Origin of the sequence: Rhodococcus sp. IEGM 1379 (genome assembly GCF_030056815.1) — a bacterium.
Taxonomy (GTDB): Bacteria; Actinomycetota; Actinomycetes; order Mycobacteriales; family Mycobacteriaceae; genus Rhodococcus_F.
In genome coordinates this window covers 1-15,382 of sequence record NZ_JASHKR010000095.1, presented here as the reverse complement: position 1 = coordinate 15,382, position 15,382 = coordinate 1, and the positions used below count along the sequence as shown (strand labels likewise).

Sequence of the window (15,382 nt, the reverse complement as noted above, 5' to 3'; positions counted from 1 at the left end):
ATGGAGCGCTGCACCTCACTTGATCCGCTGTAGATGGAAACCTTCCGGTAGTTCAGGTAGCGCGGTACCGACTGCTGCGCCCACTCCGGTGAGCTGATGTCAGTAGCATCCACCGGCAACGAATCCGGTCCGGCGACATCGGCCAGCAGTTCGGTTGCGGCCTGCTGCAATTCGGAGCCACGGAGCTTGAGCAGCGACGACGCCGGATTCGGCTTGCCGTCTGCAGAACTCGCGACGACGCGAAGTTGCGTCAGGTCCAGGGCCAGGAGTTCATTTTCCAACTCCGCCAACCGGGCCGCGAACAGCGGATCCTCGAGGAGCGTTCCGGCTCCGACGCGGACCTCACGAGCCTTCTCTTTCGCCTTGGCGACAAGTGTTTTGGAGTAGCCGACGCGGGTGACGCCGGTGCGCTCGTTTCCGAGAAGGAACTTAGCGTAGTCCCAACCCTTGTTCTCCTCGCCGACGCGGTTCTCCGCGGGCACTCGTACGTTGTCGAAGAACACCTCGTTGACCTCGACGCTACCGTCGATCAACTTGATGGGGCGAACGGTGATACCGGGGGTTGCGAGGTCGATTAGCAGGAATGAAATTCCGGCTTGCCGCTTCGCTGCACCTGAGTCGGTGCGGACGAGGCAGAAGATCCAATCAGCGTGCTGCGCCAGCGTTGTCCACGTCTTCTGTCCGTTGACGATGTAGTCGTCGCCGTCGCGAACAGCGGTCGTCTTCAGCGACGCCAGGTCGGAACCCGATTCGGGCTCCGAAAACCCTTGGCACCACCAGATATCCAGGTTGGCCGTCGCGGGAAGGAACTTCTCCTTCTGTTCCTGCGAACCGAAAGCTGCGATGACCGGGCCGACCATTGCGACGTTGAACGGCAGCGGATTGGGCACTGATGCCAACTGCATTTCGTCCGTATAGATGTGGCGCTGAACCGGAGTCCAGTCCTTGCCGCCCCACTCCACGGGCCAATGCGGAACCGCGAGTCCGTGCGCGTTGAGGACCTTCTGGCTCGTGATGAGGTCTTCGCGGCTCAGTTTTCCGAAACCTCCTGCACGCTCGCGGAGTTCGGCCGAAATTTCAGTGGTGAAGAAGGTTCGCAGCTCGTCGCGGAATGCTACTTCCTCGCTGGTGAGTTCAAGATTCACAGAAGACTACTTTCTTGTACAGGAGATATTCAGAAGAAGATTCGTGTCACTGTTTGCGCCACAACAGCAGGCTTGTCCGAGCCTTCGATCTCCACCGTGTTGGTGACCTGGCTCTGCAGCGAACCGTTGGGCAATTCTTCGACCGAAGTCAGGACGACGGTGTTGCGAACCCGCGAACCCACCGGAACGGGACTGGGGAATCGCACTTTGTCGGAACCATAGTTGACCAGGAGTTTCGGGCCCTCGATCCGGTACACGCTCTTGGAGAGGACCGGGATGAGCGAGAGAGTCAGGTAACCGTGTGCAATCGGGCCGCCGAAAGGCGATTCGCGCTTTGCACGTTCGTCGTCGACGTGAATCCATTGGTGATCACCGGTCGCGTCGGCAAACTGGTGAACCATCTCGCGCGTGATCTCGAGCCACTCACTTGTCCCCAGCGTCTCACCAACCGCGCCCAGAAGATCGCTCTTGCTCTCGAATACACGTGTCATCGAATTCTCCGGTCTTTTCCGAACACTGTTAGGTATGCCCGATCATAAACTCACAGTGTAAGGTTGTCCAGTACATCCAAGGAGGCTGATCACGATGGCGCGACCGCGCATTCCACTGCTGAGCAGGCAAATCATCAGAGATGCAGCCCTCACGTTGGTTGACGAGAAGGGCCTCAACGACTTCTCGATGCGCAAGCTGGCCACCGCCCTGAGCGTCCAAGCGCCCTCGCTGTACAGCCATTACGCCAACAAAGACGAACTGCTCGACGACGTCGCCAACACGATCATGGAATCCGTCGATGTCAGCGGATTCACTTCCGACGATTGGCGTTCGGCACTGCAGACCTGGGGCCGTTCCTACCGCTCCGCTCTCGCCCAGCACCCGAACATCGTCCCGTTTCTCGCTTACGGGCCGAGCCTTCGACCTATCGCACTGGAACGGGCGAACGCCATCCACGGCGGGCTTGTCCGCGCCGGCTGGCCGCAACGCACCGCCACCCTGATCGGCGCATCAGTGAAATATCTGGTTGTCGGCGCCGCGATGTCGACCTTCTCCGGCGGCTTTGTCGACGATCCCGATATCTACGACGAACGCTATCCCCACCTCACCCGGGCCCATCTCCTTCGTGAGCGTGCAGCTGAAATCGACGGCGCCAGTTTCGAGCTCGCACTCGATTCACTTCTCGATGGGCTCGAAGCCCGGTACGCCACGCTGGTCGCCAACCGCCAGGAGTGATTCGCTCAGGCGTTGCCAGCGAAGACCGCGGCCAACACCGAGATACCCACAAGTGACAAATAGCCGAGAACCAATCCAGCCAAAGCCATTCCGCTGCCTTACTCGCCTGTCGCCCTGATCTGGGCACGAAACACGTGACCTACCGGAAATCGCGGGCGGTGCAATAACGAATCCGAGTACGAGCGCCACAACAGCAAGTGAGTTGGTACGCCGACTGTACGGGTAGATCGGTTGCCCGGTTTCCGTGTATCCGGTCGGTGCCTGCGCTTCTGCGCAGCTGCTTCTTCGCGGCGCTCATTGCGAGACAGAACCCGCTGACAACGACGCCGACGAGCACACGCCAACGGACCGATAGGTCTCTGACTGTCGATCAAACGAAAGACACCAGTATGTTTTCGGCTGTGCCCGTCAACCAGTCTGCTTCTATGGAGATCATGCCTTCCGACACAGTGAGCCCTCGCCGAGCCCTCTTGCGTCGGCTTGCAGCCCTTGTCGGAGTTACGGGCGTCGTGGTTGGACTCATCGGATTACTTGCCACCAGGCTCAATGTCGACCACAACGTGGTGATCATCCTTGCGTCGTTCGCTCCGCTGTTGATGATCGCCCCGTTGATCGGCGGCTTGGTCGCCGGAATCGGGCGTCAGTGGATCGTGTGCGCGGCTTCGGTAGTTGTCTTGAGCGCCTTCGGATGGTTTGTCGGCCCGCTGTACGTGGGTGGTCCGACCTCCGCTGCAGCCGGTCCGTCGATTCGCGTCATGCAAGCCAATCTGATGGTCGGTTCGGCAAACCCGGAATCTCTTGTCGCCACAGTCCGCGATCGAAACGTAGATGTGGTGACCATTGACGAGTTGACGTCACACGAGGCCGACGCTTTGAAAGCTGCCGGGCTGGAGACTCTCCTGCCGTTCCAGTTCTTGGTCCCCTACGCAGGTGGCGGCGGTGGCGGCGGAATTTACAGCCGATTCCCGCTGTCGAATACACGCAGCCTGGACGGCTTCTCACCCGAAACCTTGGCTGCTGAGCTGAATGTCGGCTTACCGCAACCAGTCACGTTGTTTGCCGTGCATACTGCCGCGCCGTACGTCTCACCCGCTACGGTATGGGCTGCAGAACAGCGCAAGCTCGGCAGCTACATGTCGGAGGTAGCCGGCCGCGACAATGTGATTGTCAGCGGCGACTTCAATGCGACCTACTCGCACAAGCAGTTTCGCGATCTACTCAACAACGGTTACTCGAGCGCCGCCGATCAGGTGGGCACCGGACTCATACCCACCTACCCCACGGACAAGTGGTATCCCGCGATCGTCGGTATCGATCACATCCTCACCAAAGGTGCAGTGGCGACATCACTCGAACGCATCGACATCGAGGGATCCGACCATCACGGATTGATTGCCGACATCACGTTGGCGTGACTATCGCAAAGTTCGGGTCCGGATCGTCCAGGTAGCCGGCAAGTTCTGCGAGCTTGGCTGGATCCCCTTCCACGACAACACTTCCGTCTCCGATAGCAGCGGCTAAATCTGCGCCGCCCAGCAGTACACCCAGTAACATGGGCCGAGCCAGAGTCAACGTTGCATCCACTGGGCCGGCATCAGCCGGTCGGTCGAAGTGAACCAGTACACCATTGTTCAATTCCGTTCGATACAAAAGCTCTTCGTCGGTGATGTTCCAATCGATGACGATGTGTGCACCCCAGGCCCGTGGACCGTCGACCCGCAGAGAGATCGCGTCGAACACCTGGCTCACCGACAGTGCCATCACGATATCGGGAGCCGACGCCTGTGCCGGCGTCCCGACCGATCCGTTGCGCAGTTCGTATGCCCCGGTGAGGTAGAAGTTGCGCCAGGTTCCGTTCTCGGCGCCGTATCCGAGTTGTTCCAGCGTATCCGCCTGCAGATTCCTGGCCTCGACATTCTCGGGTTCGGCAAAGACTACATAGTTGACTACCTGCGCAACCCAACGGAAGTCGCCTTGATCGAATGATTCCCGTGCCTTACGAAGGACCTCGGCAGAGCCGCCCATGAATTCGACGTGACGCTGGGCGGACTCGACCAGTGGATGCTCCCACAGGTGTGCCGGATTGCCGTCGAACCACCCCATGTACCGCTGATAGATGGCTTTGACATTGTGGCTGACCGAACCGTAGTACCCGTGGGTGTGCCACGCTCGCTTCAAGGCTGGAGGCAGTTCGATGGCCTCGGCGATCTCGATACCCGTCCAGCCTTGATTGATTCGACGCAGCGTTTGATCATGGAGATACCCGTACAGATCGCGTTGCAGGGACAAGAACTCCGTGAGGCGTCCGGTCCCCCAGGTGGGCCAGTGATGCGACGCGAACAAGACGTCCGAACGTGCCGCGTAGCGATTGATCGATTCCGTGAGATACGACGACCACACGTGCGGGTCTCGGACCAATGCGCCGCGTAGCGTGAGCAAATTATGCAAGTTGTGAGTTGCATTCTCCGCCATGCACAGTGCGCGCAGATCTGGGAAGTAGAAATTCATCTCGGACGGCGCTTCCGTGCCGGGAGTCATCTGAAACTCGATACGAACGCCGTCGAGTGTTTCGGTGTGGCCGGTCGTGGAGATCGAAAGGGTCGGCGCAATGAGCGTCGGAGTTCCTGTCGATGTCGTCTGCCCCAACCCCGCACCGACCGCTCCGCGCGGCCCACGCGGTAGCGCTGCGCCGTACATGTACGCCGCCCGCCGAGCCATAGCCGTTCCCGCATAAACATTTTCCTCGACGGCATGTTCCACGAAACCGTTGGGAGCCAACACGACACAACGCCCCGTCGCAACATCCTCCGCGGTCGTGACGCCTTTGACCCCACCGAAATGGTCGATGTGCGAATGGGTGTAGATCACCGCTTTCACCGGGCGATCCCCACGATGCTTCCGATAGAGAGCAAGCGCCGCCGCGCCTGTTTCCTGACTGATCAACGGATCTATGACGATGACGCCGGTCTCGCCCTCGATCAGCGTCATGTTCGACAAGTCGAGACCGCGAACCTGATAGATCGTTTCCGATACCTCGTACAGTCCCTGCCTCGCTACCAAGCCGGACTGACGCCACAGACTCGGATTGACTGTCGGAGGGCACTCCTCCCGAAGAAGGGCGTAAGAATCGTTGTCCCAGATAGTTTTCCCGTTACCGTCGATCACCGTTCCGGGATCGAGCGCAGCGATGAGCCCTCGGTCCGCGTCATCCATATCAGCGGTGTCGGAGAAGGGAAGTGAATCAACAACTTTTGCATTCGCCGAGGCAATCACAGCTGACGCGTCGCGGGGATCAGTCATGAGCATGACCTTTCGACGGTAAAACTACCCGAGCAACTTCGCTTTTGCTGCCGAAAATTCCTCATCCGAAAGCACCCCGGACTGGTGCAGCTTTCCGAGTTCCTGCAGTTTCGAGACCAGATCGTCCTCAGCCGGCGGGGCTGACGGTGGTGGCGGTGCCGGCGCCGCCGCCTGCTGCTGTTGTTGCTGATACCCCTGTTGCTCGGCAGCCTTCTGCTGGCCGCGTCGATCCATCGCATTCGACGTCGCTTTAGCTGTTCCCGCGACCACCGCGGTTCGCGCTACGGTGCCGAGCAAACCGGGCCGTCCTCTACGTCCACCTCGAAAAACCATGCCGGTCTCCTCTACTGAAGCTACTGAAGTGCCGCATCGACAGCGGCCACTACGACGTCGTGCGGGATCTGAACGTGAAGGACCACTTCTCCGCCGCCGGCCCGGGCCTTCGACGCAAATTCCCGCGCCCACGTCTGCTCATAGACGATGATCGCGGCCGACGTCCCCGGTTCGAGAGACTCACGGACCACGTCGAGATCCTCGTCGCTGATCAACGCTTTTGCCTCGATCGACAGTATTCCGAGCCCGATATCGGTGAGGTCTTCATCGACATCGACCTGCCTGAGGTTGCCTTCGGTGTCTTTGGCGATGTAGACGAGATCAAGCAGCGTCACAAACCCCCGCTCGACAATGTTCTGCAAGGCCGCGACGGTGTCCGGGTCCACTCTCGAACCGGGGAACGCCACCACCACCAACTCGACTGGACCAACGTTGCGTGCTTCGTTCATCTGTTCAGCGTGGCATCGTCACCGTCGAGGATCCTCACCCGCAGAGGATGAAATCGTCAGCGACGGCGAAGAACCTCACGCATCGAACGCACGTGAACACCGTCGGCGGCAAGTTCGCGTCGTGCCTTTCCTCGGGTCACCAGCACACCGATGATTCCGAGAATCCAGACCGGGTACTGAACCATCCAGGCCACACGGAAACCGTCGAAGGTGTAGCCGCCCATGTTCCCGAGGATCACGCCCATCACCTGAATCACGATCAGGGACGCGAGGAATCCGCCGATATTCACCATGCCTTGAGCGGTACCCATGTTGGAACTGGGGTTGGAAGTGCGGGCGTAGTCGAATCCGATCATCGACCCGGGCCCGCCGATGGAGATCACGACGATCAGAATTACCAGAAGCCACAACGGTGCCGGATGATCCAGCGACAACACGACGGTCCACATCGCGGCGTTGCTGATCATGATGGAAAGCACCAACCACGATCGGCGCATCGGGAAGCGACCGGTGAGAACGCCGAGGATCGGGCCGGCGACAATCGCCGAGATCACCGAAAGTGAGAGCAACGAACCAACCGTTGCGTCGTCGAGGCCTTGCGCTGACGACAGGTACGGCACGCCCCACAGCAATGCGAATGTGGTTATCGAGAACTGAGTGCCCATGTGAGTGAAGAAACCGAGGCGTGTACCGGGGCGCATCCACACCACCTTGATCTGACGGACGACGTCTCGGGCACCGACCGGAACCGTGGTGACGTCCGCACCGGGTGGCGCGTCGCGGATGATCGCGAGCGCGAGCACAAAAGCAATCACCCCCATGGCTGCGGCACTGCCGTAGGCGAGTGTCCAACCAAACCCGTTAAGCAACAACATGAACGGCAACGCAGAAAGGACCTGGCCGATCTGACCGAGAATACCGGTGAACTGCGAAACAACTGGCACTTGGCGGGCCGGGAACCATTGCGGCACCAGACGCAGAACGGAAATGAAGGTGAGCGCATCACCGGCGCCGACCGCGATGCGCGCACCGATCGCAATCGGCAGCGATTCGGTCAGCGCGAGGGTGAACTGAGCCGACATCATGATTGCGGCACCCACAGCGATCATGATCCGCGAACCGTAACGATCGAGGAGCACTCCGGCCGGAATCTGCATGCCGGCATAGACGACGATCTGCAAGACGACAAAGCTCGAGAGAACACTCGGACTGATCGAGAATCGTTCTGCCGCAGCGAGGCCCGACACTCCGAACGACGTGCGATGAAGCACGGCGATCATGTAGGCGAAAACACCGATACCCCAGACCAACCATACTTTTTTCATCGCGCAGTAATGTTACGCCTCTCGTTCGGGGGCCTCAGGACGTAACTATTCGCGTCCCTGCGAGATCCAGTTCAGGTCCTCCGAACGGTAGCCGTCGGTGATCGCGGCCAGCGCGTCGAGGCGCGAAATCTGATCTTCGGTGAGCTCGATATCCAGAGCACCGGCATTCTCCGTGACACGCTTCGCGAAGCGCGTACCCGGGATGGACACCGACGGAAGGCCGTACTGCCGCCCCTTGGCGTCGAGCCACGCGAGTGAAACCTGAGCGGGCGTCGCTCCGAGTTCGGCACCCACCTCACGCACGACGTCGAGCACCTTCTGGTTGGCGACCATCGCGGCATCGGTGTATCGGGGGAAGCGTCGACGCAGATCGTTTTCACCCAGCGAAGCGGCGTCGAACGAACCGGCCAGGAACCCGCGGCCGACGGGTGAGAACGGAACGAATCCAACGCCGAGTTCGGCAGCTGCGGGAACCACCTTGTTCTCCACGTCGCGGCTCCACACGCTCCACTCGGATTGGATCGCGGCGATGGGATGGACCGCGCAGGCCCGACGCAATTCGTCGCCGGTTGCTTCAGACAGTCCGATGTGGCGGATCTTGCCGGCCTTCACCTGCTCGGCCATCGCACCGACGGAGTCCTCGATCGGAACGTTCGGATCAACCCGATGCAGGTAGTACAGGTCGACATGATCGACACCCAACCGTCCGAGAGACGCGTCGAGTGCCTCCGATACGTACGTCGGATCACCGTTGATCCCCCGCTGGCCGCTCGCGGGATTGCCGACCAAACCGAATTTGGTGGCCAACTGCACCTCGTCCCGACGGGTTTCGAGAAGCTTGCCGACGGCCCGCTCGCTGGCACCGTCGCCGTAGATGTTCGCGGTATCGATGAAGGTGATCCCGATGTCCACCGCGTGATGAATCGTCGCCAGTGCTTCCGCCGGATCTACGGACCCGTACACCGGCGCCACGGACATCGCACCGTAACCCTGTGCGCTGACGGTGAGGCCTTCGGCCAGATTGACGGTCGGAACAGACATGAGCACTCCTCGAACTGGGAAGACGGACAACCCTCACAGTCTCTCCCGAAACTGCCAACGACGCATCGAACGGCACACTATCCGCTGTTCAGACGACAATGCCGGCCGACGCTCTGGCCCGGCACGGGTTAGTCGGGTTACCCTCGATTGATGGCTTTCGATTGGATCGAACTCGTGCTCACAGCCCACCGTGAATTCGGTTCACGACTATCGCTCGTCGAGGACTGGAATGCACCCACACCGGATTCCGACTGGCAGGTGGAACATCTGGTCCGCCATGTGATCGAAGAACAGCAGTGGGTGCCGCCGCTGCTGGCCGGCCTCACGGTTGGTGAGGCGACGCCCGACATCGTTCCGGTCGGTGACGATCTGTGGACCGAGTGGCAGAAATATTCCGAAGCCGCCATCCAAGCCTGGAAATCCACCAACCTCACCACCCAAGTTCATCTGTCCTACGGCACTGTGGACATGGAACCGTATCTGCGCCAGCAGACCTCGGATGTCACCATCCACAGCTGGGATCTCGGCCGAGCCGTCGGGGCCAAAGAACCTCTGGACCCGACACTCGTCGAAGCCGTCTGGTCCGACCTGGACGGTCAGCGTGACATGCTTGCCGAAAGCGGTTTGTTTGCAGAGCCAGTCGAGATTCCTGACGATTCCACGTTGCAGGACAAGCTGATTGCACTGACGGGCCGTGATCCCCGCTAAGCCGGATCGATCTCCGAGAAGTGGGCTCGCAGCGTCATGCCGATCTCGGCATGACGAAGTAGGAACGCTTTCTCGTCATAACCTTTGCGACGCAACCAGAGTGTGACTTCGCTGTTGCACTTGCTGGCATTGCACGACGCGCAGGCCGGCGCAATGTTGTCGAGCGTGTAGCGGCCACCGCGCGAGATCGCCAGGACACAATCCCGCTGTAGCGGTGTGTCTTGCGCACCGCAGTACGCGCAGCCGTCCCACGCAGATGTGAGCGCAGACCACTGCTCACTGCTGAGGTCATGTTCGACGCTATCCATCCGACGTTTGCGTCGGCGCGCGTAGGTGGCTTTGCGACTGCGGTTGATCGTCACCACAGAATCGTACCGGCACCTTACGCACGTCTCCCACTGCGCGGAACGGACAGTTCTGCAGGATTCGGATCGCAGTAGGTTACGGGTATGGCAGGCGAAAAGGTGTACGTGATCGACCGGATCATCACGGAACCAGGATGCGGGAAGAAGTTCGTCGATGCATACCTGGCCGAGTACGTGCCGAACGCACAGCGTCGAAGCATGACCCTCGCAAGTGTTCTCGTCAGTCCCCCACTCTGGACCGACAACGAATCCAACGTAGTGACGATTACCTGGACGGTGGAGGGCACGGCCGGTTGGTGGGCGATGACGCGCCAAGGGCGAGGCGATCCCACTATCAGTCAGTGGTGGGAACGCAGCGCTCCCTTGATCGTGGAGCGTAGTCGCACCATGGCTGCCGACGCCGCCGATATCGAAGGACTGAGCAATGTATAGCGTCACCCGGATCGTCCAGGCTGCCGATGGCTGCGCACCCGACGAGTGGGCCGCCGCCGTTATCGCCGTCAAGTCGGCCGCCGAATCGTGCGGCGCTGCACGGCACATCGTTTCCGAAACACTGCCGGGAGTAATCAACGGCGGAGATCTGATAGTCCACGCAGAGTTCACCGACGAATCTTCGTCGCAGTGCGCTGGTGCTGTATTCGACAGAAGCCTCGACCACCCGGCCGTCGCACATTTTCATGGTGTCGAGTACCAGAACGGAATCAGCGGTCGATCGACTACCGATACCCGAACCGGCATCTACCGGGCACTACTCGTCCGGGTCACCCCCGGCACCCCGCTGACAGCCATCGAGCACTTCGAACGCGATCTACTTCGGATGCCGGCACTCGTGTCGTCGATCGGAGCGTGGCGGCTCAGCCGTGTCAGTGCGTCGATTGGTCCGACGCAGTGGACACACGTGTGGGAGCAAGAATTCACTGACCACGAATCGTTGTCGGGACAGTACCTCGATCATCCGATTCACTGGGGCGTCGTGGACCGTTGGTTCGATCCGGAATGCACCGAGGTCATCATTCGTGATCGAGTCTGCCACACCTTCTGTGCGCTCGATGCGCCAATCTTGATTGGCAGCTAGAGAATTCACTGAAAAATGTCCAACAAGCGCGACACCCGGAATCGAATGACTGTCGATTCCGGGTCGCGAACGGCCTCTATCCCACGTCGAGCGCGGCCCGCATCATGTCCCAGACCTCGCGTCGAGCAGGCTCAGTGAACGAGAGCGAGGGCATGGTCAGGAATCCGTGAAAGAGCCCGTCGAATCGGCGATGCCGGACGGGCACACCCGCCGCACCGAGCATCTGCGCATAAGAATCACCCGATGCGCAGGGCGGATCCAACTCTGCGGTGACAACCACCGCGGACGGCAGGCCTACCAGTGTTTCCGCTCGGGTGGGAACCAGACGAGCGTCATCAGTTCCGCCGGGGGCGTACTGCTGCCAATACCACTTCATCGCCGAGGCCGTGTTGTAGTAACCGGAGCCGTACAGCCGATACGACTGCGTGTCGAAATCATCATCGATCACCGGGTAGATGAGAACCTGCGCAACCACATCCGGGCCTCCTCGATCCCTCGCGGCTATGGATACCGTTGCGGCCAGGTTTCCACCGGCACTGTCTCCGGCCAGGGCAATCCTCGTCGGATCTCCGCCGAACTCGCCCGCATTCTTCGCAGTCCACTCCAAAGCTGCATACACGTCGTCGTGGGCTGCCGGAGCTTGATGTTCCGGAGCCAGTCGATAGTCAACGGAAACTACAACGGCACCAACGCCTTCCGCCATCGACCGGCAGAATTCGTCGTGACTGTCGAGGTCACAGAACACAAACCCGCCGCCATGGGCGAATACCACCACAGGCATTGGATCGTCACCACCGTGTGGTCGGAAGACTCGCAGCGATAGATCACCACCCGGACCGTCTATCGTGAGGTCGTGAACCTCGCGCATATCCGGAAGTCGTTGCAGTGGTGCACGTCGGCCACGAATCAAGGCCCGTAATTCAACCGGCGGAACACTCGACACATCAGGGAAACCTGCTTCCAGGACAGCGAGCATTTCGGTTACTTCTGGAAGCAGTGTCATGGCCGGTCTCCTGATCGTCGCCGATGCCCGCCGCCCGGCACATCGTGCGTCGCCACGATAAGTCGCCCGACCACCGATGGGAACCAAGTCTCCCGTCCAGCGGGTCAATCCACCACGACACTAGGCAGGCACGGCAACCCCGGCCGTGCGGGCGACTCCGTCCCAACCGCCGACCGGCGCACCCAGTCCCAACAACGCAGCAACTGTCGGGGCCACATCGATGGTGCGCGCCTGCTCAGCCAGGGCTCGTCCACCGTCGAGTGCGGGATGTCCACCGCTGAGGAAGAACGGGATGGGAAGTGTCACGGAGTGACCGTGGTTTCCGGGGATCGGATTGGACAGTGGCGTCGGATCACTGAACCGCCAACCCTGCGAGCAGAATGCGACCACGTCACCCGCATTGGCACCGAGGTTGAATTCGGCCGGCAGATGACTTGATTCGACACCGGCAACTGAACCGACGATCTGCTGAATGCGCGCGGTGGCCTCACTACGGTCCTCATCCGGCCCCACGAAGTAGATCAGATCCGCGCCACCGTTCTGGGCGATCCGAATCTTCCCGGCCAACAACGGATCCGCATTGAGCGGACGATCCAGCCCGACGAGCCGCGCCGGCTCCGACCAGTCCATGGAATGATCGGCCAACACTATGACAATGCTGCGGTTCCATCGACCGGTGGCGTGGAGGAAGTCGACAAAGCGTCGTACCTGATTGTCGGTGTTCTGCAACGCGGCCGTACGAGCGATACGAATAGACGGTCCCGAAAGATCAAGGTGTCCAACCCGATCGACGTCACCGAGGTTGGTGAACGACAATCGCGGCGAGCTGTCGCCGACGATGCGGATCAGGGCATCGATCGTGAAGTTGTCCGGAGCGTGCGCGGTGCCCGGAAGCAGCGGCTGCGGATCCCAGACAACGGACGCACGATCGCCGAACAGTCCGTGTAGGTAATGCTTGGACAGCACACTCGCCGTGGTCAATCCGAGTTCGGTACGTACCCGTTCGAGGACGGTCGACGTCTGCAGATCAGATGCACGATCAAGATCACGGGCCTTGCCGACGGCAGGGTCGTACACCGAATTGGCGGGTACTCCCGAACGAGCGGGGTAGACGCCGGTCATCATGGCCGTGTGATTAGGGAGCGTCTCGGCGATGTTGATCGCGCTGGCATTCGGGTAGTGAATGCCACCCGCCGCCAGACCCGTGAGCATCGGTGTGAGGTCTGCGCGCAACTCGTCGGGGCGCATACCGTCGACAACCATGACGTACACGTCGACGTCAGGAATACCCATGTTTGCCGGCACACCGGAAAATGCCGGAGAACCGAGCAAAGCTGTTCCCGCAACAATACTTCCGCCGATCAGAACCTGACGACGTGAAACTTCCGAACTCACTGAGATACTCCTGGTCGGTACGAGGCGGGATCAAGCGGAATCGACGAACGTGAAACTCTGGCACCGACTCCGGCAGGTAGCCCGTAGCTGGCCGCATAGTGCGCGTTGCTCTGAGGATCGGTGAGACTGTCGACGTAGTACCAGTCCATCTGGGTGCTGCCACGCGAGATCTCGAATACACCGTAGCCGTGTGAGTCCAACTCCACGTATCGAACGTGCCGATTAACCAACGTGAATGCTTCTTCCGCAGCAACAGATGCCGTGCGCGGCGGAACTTTCAGCATCTCGTCGATATTGGCGGACGTCACCGAGGGCACCACGAACTCCGCGCCGACGGTCGGGCCACCTGGATAATTTGCGGCGTTGGTCGGCAGATCACACGCCCAAGACGTATGGATATCGCCGGTGATGAAGACCGTGTTGTCGACGTTGTTCGAAGTAATGGCGTCGAAAAGCCTGTTCCTGTCAGCGGTGTAGCCGTCCCACTGATCGGTGTTGTACGGGTATCCACCCTGCGGAATACCCACCAACTCCGTCAGCGCAGCTGTGGTCGCAGGTTCCAACGGTGGGAACACACACGGAGTGATCATCACCGGGTTTCCGACGATCTTCCATTGTGTGGGCGAGCTGATGATCCCGTTGGTGAGCCAATCCATCTGAGCGCGTCCGGTTATGCTGCGCGCGGGATCATCTACCTGGCGCATTGTGGGCTGTTCGTCGCGGTAGGTGCGCAGGTCGAGCATGGAAAGTTCCGCCAGATTTCCGAAACGGAACCGACGGTAGAGCTGGGTTGCCGAGCCGCTGCCCGACGGCCGGACTGGCATCCACTCGAAATAGGCCTTGGCCGAGTTGGCCTTTCGATCAGCCCAGTCGCCTTCGACTCCCGGTGTGTGGTTTTCTGCCCCACCCGCGTACGCGTCATTCGCCGATTCGTGATCATCCCAGGTGGTGATGAACGGCAGTTTCAGATGCAGCGAGGCAAGATCCGGATCTGTTTTGTACTGTGCGTGCCGGATTCGATAGTCAGCCAGTGTGGTGATCTCGTGAGCCGGTTCATGCAACCGAACCGATCCGTACTCGCCTTGACCGTATTCGTAGATGTAGTCACCGAGATGAATGATCGCGTCGAGGTCTTCGCGTAGCCCGAGATGACGGTAGGCACCGAAATAGCCTGCTTCCCAGTTGGAGCAGGACACCACTCCGAACCGTAGACGCTCGAGGTCAGCGGAATTCGACGGAGCCGTGCGGGTACGGCCCACCGGCGAGACTGCCGAGCCCGCTGTGAATCGGTACCAGTAGGCGGTCGACGAATCGAGTCCGGTCACATCAACTTTGGCGGTGTGATCGGAATCCACGGAAGCCACAACACTTCCCGATGCGACGACGCTCGCGAACCCCTCATCGATCGCGACCTGCCAGTTCAGCGTCACCGACGGCCCGACACCGGAACCCGGTGTCGCCGCCGCAACCGGCGTGACGCGCGTCCAAATGATCACGGAGTCCGGCAACGGATCTCCGGAGGCGACACCGTGCGCAAAACTCGCGGCCACCTCAGCGCCCGCGCGGTTCGCTCCGACAACACCGAGGGTTGCCGCACCCGCAAGTACGGCCGAACTCTGCAGGAGTCCACGTCTGGTTATTCGTTCAAAGGCATTCGGGTGCACGCTAGGAGTGAACCCACAATTGGACAGGCGTACAAGAGAGTTTCTCTATGTTCACCGAGGCTTCGCCCGTGCGCCTTTTTGGTAGCGCCAACTACCAGAAGTACGCACAGGGGCGGAGGCTTCAGCCCCAGCCGCGCGAGGTTCGCCCCGACCAATTTGCGAGACGTTCCGTAGGGCCGGCCCCGGAGCGGGGCTCCACTACGGCAGAGAAGGGCACACCGGGCACACGAGCGGCAGCAGGAAGTAACTGACGTAGCGCTGCCGCTGTCGGCTCGACGAGCGCCGGGTCGGCCTCGAATGGCTGCCCGATCGCGACGGCAAGATCCCAGCCGTGCACCAGGGCTTCATTTGT

General features: G+C 60.6%; 17 protein-coding genes. 5 read left to right on the top strand and 12 right to left on the bottom strand.

Annotation, left to right across the window (positions count from 1 at the left end):
* Together QM600_RS26150 and QM600_RS26145 are read right to left on the bottom strand one after the other, a co-directional pair.
* On the bottom strand, positions 1 to 1,145 hold a 1,145-nt coding region (locus QM600_RS26150; RefSeq protein WP_283264646.1), incomplete at its 3' end, for an acyl-CoA dehydrogenase family protein.
* Between the two features lie 29 nt (positions 1,146 to 1,174).
* Positions 1,175 to 1,636, bottom strand: a complete 462-nt coding sequence (locus QM600_RS26145; RefSeq protein WP_243618674.1) for a MaoC family dehydratase — start codon at positions 1,634 to 1,636, stop codon at positions 1,175 to 1,177.
* A 94-nt stretch (positions 1,637 to 1,730) separates the two neighbouring features.
* Here QM600_RS26145 and QM600_RS26140 point away from each other — a divergent pair, with 94 nt between their 5' ends.
* A complete protein-coding gene (locus tag QM600_RS26140) occupies positions 1,731 to 2,372 on the top strand; it encodes a TetR/AcrR family transcriptional regulator (RefSeq protein ID WP_283264644.1) in 642 nt (213 codons plus the stop codon).
* A 434-nt stretch (positions 2,373 to 2,806) separates the two neighbouring features.
* Positions 2,807 to 3,787: an endonuclease/exonuclease/phosphatase family protein gene (locus QM600_RS26135; RefSeq protein WP_502943108.1), complete on the top strand. Its 981-nt coding sequence runs from the start codon at positions 2,807 to 2,809 to the stop codon at positions 3,785 to 3,787.
* On the opposite strand, the gene QM600_RS26130 is transcribed toward QM600_RS26135, so the two are convergent.
* The 5 genes from QM600_RS26130 to QM600_RS26110 are packed head-to-tail and all read right to left on the bottom strand — an operon-like array spanning position 3,774 to position 8,820.
* A complete protein-coding gene (locus tag QM600_RS26130) occupies positions 3,774 to 5,672 on the bottom strand; it encodes an alkyl/aryl-sulfatase (RefSeq protein ID WP_283264642.1) in 1,899 nt (632 codons plus the stop codon). The two genes, QM600_RS26135 and QM600_RS26130, sit on opposite strands and share 14 nt — an antisense overlap.
* Before the next feature lie 24 nt (positions 5,673 to 5,696).
* Positions 5,697 to 6,005, bottom strand: coding sequence for an SHOCT domain-containing protein (locus QM600_RS26125; protein WP_283264641.1), 309 nt, complete (start codon positions 6,003 to 6,005; stop codon positions 5,697 to 5,699).
* Between the two features lie 20 nt (positions 6,006 to 6,025).
* Positions 6,026 to 6,454 carry a DUF6325 family protein gene (locus QM600_RS26120; RefSeq protein WP_283264640.1) on the bottom strand — a complete coding sequence of 143 codons (429 nt, stop codon included), beginning with the start codon at positions 6,452 to 6,454 and terminating at the stop codon, positions 6,026 to 6,028.
* Between the two features lie 56 nt (positions 6,455 to 6,510).
* Complete coding sequence (locus QM600_RS26115; protein WP_283264638.1) at positions 6,511 to 7,779, bottom strand: MFS transporter; 1,269 nt, start codon at positions 7,777 to 7,779, stop codon at positions 6,511 to 6,513.
* A gap of 45 nt (positions 7,780 to 7,824) precedes the next feature.
* Positions 7,825 to 8,820, bottom strand: coding sequence for an aldo/keto reductase (locus QM600_RS26110; protein ID WP_283264636.1), 996 nt, complete (start codon positions 8,818 to 8,820; stop codon positions 7,825 to 7,827).
* A gap of 150 nt (positions 8,821 to 8,970) precedes the next feature.
* On the opposite strand from QM600_RS26110, the gene QM600_RS26105 reads away from it, so the two are divergent.
* Positions 8,971 to 9,528 (top strand): TIGR03086 family metal-binding protein, encoded by a 558-nt coding sequence (locus QM600_RS26105; protein ID WP_283264634.1) that lies wholly within the window; start codon positions 8,971 to 8,973, stop codon positions 9,526 to 9,528.
* Here QM600_RS26105 and QM600_RS26100 read toward each other — a convergent pair.
* Positions 9,525 to 9,836, bottom strand: coding sequence for an HNH endonuclease (locus QM600_RS26100; protein ID WP_283264647.1), 312 nt, complete (start codon positions 9,834 to 9,836; stop codon positions 9,525 to 9,527). The genes QM600_RS26105 and QM600_RS26100 overlap by 4 nt on opposite strands.
* Positions 9,837 to 9,977: 141 nt before the next feature.
* On the opposite strand from QM600_RS26100, the gene QM600_RS26095 reads away from it, so the two are divergent.
* Together QM600_RS26095 and QM600_RS26090 are read left to right on the top strand one after the other, a co-directional pair.
* Positions 9,978 to 10,325, top strand: a complete 348-nt coding sequence (locus tag QM600_RS26095; protein ID WP_283264632.1) for a hypothetical protein — start codon at positions 9,978 to 9,980, stop codon at positions 10,323 to 10,325.
* Positions 10,318 to 10,968: a Dabb family protein gene (locus QM600_RS26090; protein ID WP_283264631.1), complete on the top strand. Its 651-nt coding sequence runs from the start codon at positions 10,318 to 10,320 to the stop codon at positions 10,966 to 10,968. The genes QM600_RS26095 and QM600_RS26090 overlap by 8 nt, the downstream gene beginning before the upstream one ends.
* Before the next feature lie 76 nt (positions 10,969 to 11,044).
* On the opposite strand, the gene QM600_RS26085 is transcribed toward QM600_RS26090, so the two are convergent.
* The 4 genes from QM600_RS26085 to QM600_RS26070 all read right to left on the bottom strand — a co-directional run.
* On the bottom strand, positions 11,045 to 11,971 hold the full coding sequence (locus QM600_RS26085) for an alpha/beta hydrolase (protein WP_283264629.1): 927 nt from the start codon (positions 11,969 to 11,971) through the stop codon (positions 11,045 to 11,047).
* 120 nt (positions 11,972 to 12,091) lie between these two features.
* Positions 12,092 to 13,366, bottom strand: a complete 1,275-nt coding sequence (locus tag QM600_RS26080) for an alkaline phosphatase family protein (protein WP_283264627.1) — start codon at positions 13,364 to 13,366, stop codon at positions 12,092 to 12,094.
* Positions 13,363 to 15,030: an alkaline phosphatase D family protein gene (locus QM600_RS26075; RefSeq protein WP_283264626.1), complete on the bottom strand. Its 1,668-nt coding sequence runs from the start codon at positions 15,028 to 15,030 to the stop codon at positions 13,363 to 13,365. The genes QM600_RS26080 and QM600_RS26075 overlap by 4 nt, the downstream gene beginning before the upstream one ends.
* A gap of 121 nt (positions 15,031 to 15,151) precedes the next feature.
* Positions 15,152 to 15,382, bottom strand: a 231-nt coding sequence (locus QM600_RS26070) for a DinB family protein (protein WP_502943107.1), incomplete at its 5' end; no start/stop codon positions are given.

Coding starts and splice junctions, on each gene's coding strand:
- QM600_RS26145 (WP_243618674.1), bottom strand. CDS start 1,636: ATGACACGTGTATTCGAGAGCAAGAGCGATCTTCTGGGCGCGGTTGGT.
- QM600_RS26140 (WP_283264644.1), top strand. CDS start 1,731: ATGGCGCGACCGCGCATTCCACTGCTGAGCAGGCAAATCATCAGAGAT.
- QM600_RS26135 (WP_502943108.1), top strand. CDS start 2,807: ATGCCTTCCGACACAGTGAGCCCTCGCCGAGCCCTCTTGCGTCGGCTT.
- QM600_RS26130 (WP_283264642.1), bottom strand. CDS start 5,672: ATGACTGATCCCCGCGACGCGTCAGCTGTGATTGCCTCGGCGAATGCA.
- QM600_RS26125 (WP_283264641.1), bottom strand. CDS start 6,005: ATGGTTTTTCGAGGTGGACGTAGAGGACGGCCCGGTTTGCTCGGCACC.
- QM600_RS26120 (WP_283264640.1), bottom strand. CDS start 6,454: ATGAACGAAGCACGCAACGTTGGTCCAGTCGAGTTGGTGGTGGTGGCG.
- QM600_RS26115 (WP_283264638.1), bottom strand. CDS start 7,779: ATGAAAAAAGTATGGTTGGTCTGGGGTATCGGTGTTTTCGCCTACATG.
- QM600_RS26110 (WP_283264636.1), bottom strand. CDS start 8,820: ATGTCTGTTCCGACCGTCAATCTGGCCGAAGGCCTCACCGTCAGCGCA.
- QM600_RS26105 (WP_283264634.1), top strand. CDS start 8,971: ATGGCTTTCGATTGGATCGAACTCGTGCTCACAGCCCACCGTGAATTC.
- QM600_RS26100 (WP_283264647.1), bottom strand. CDS start 9,836: ATGGATAGCGTCGAACATGACCTCAGCAGTGAGCAGTGGTCTGCGCTC.
- QM600_RS26095 (WP_283264632.1), top strand. CDS start 9,978: ATGGCAGGCGAAAAGGTGTACGTGATCGACCGGATCATCACGGAACCA.
- QM600_RS26090 (WP_283264631.1), top strand. CDS start 10,318: ATGTATAGCGTCACCCGGATCGTCCAGGCTGCCGATGGCTGCGCACCC.
- QM600_RS26085 (WP_283264629.1), bottom strand. CDS start 11,971: ATGACACTGCTTCCAGAAGTAACCGAAATGCTCGCTGTCCTGGAAGCA.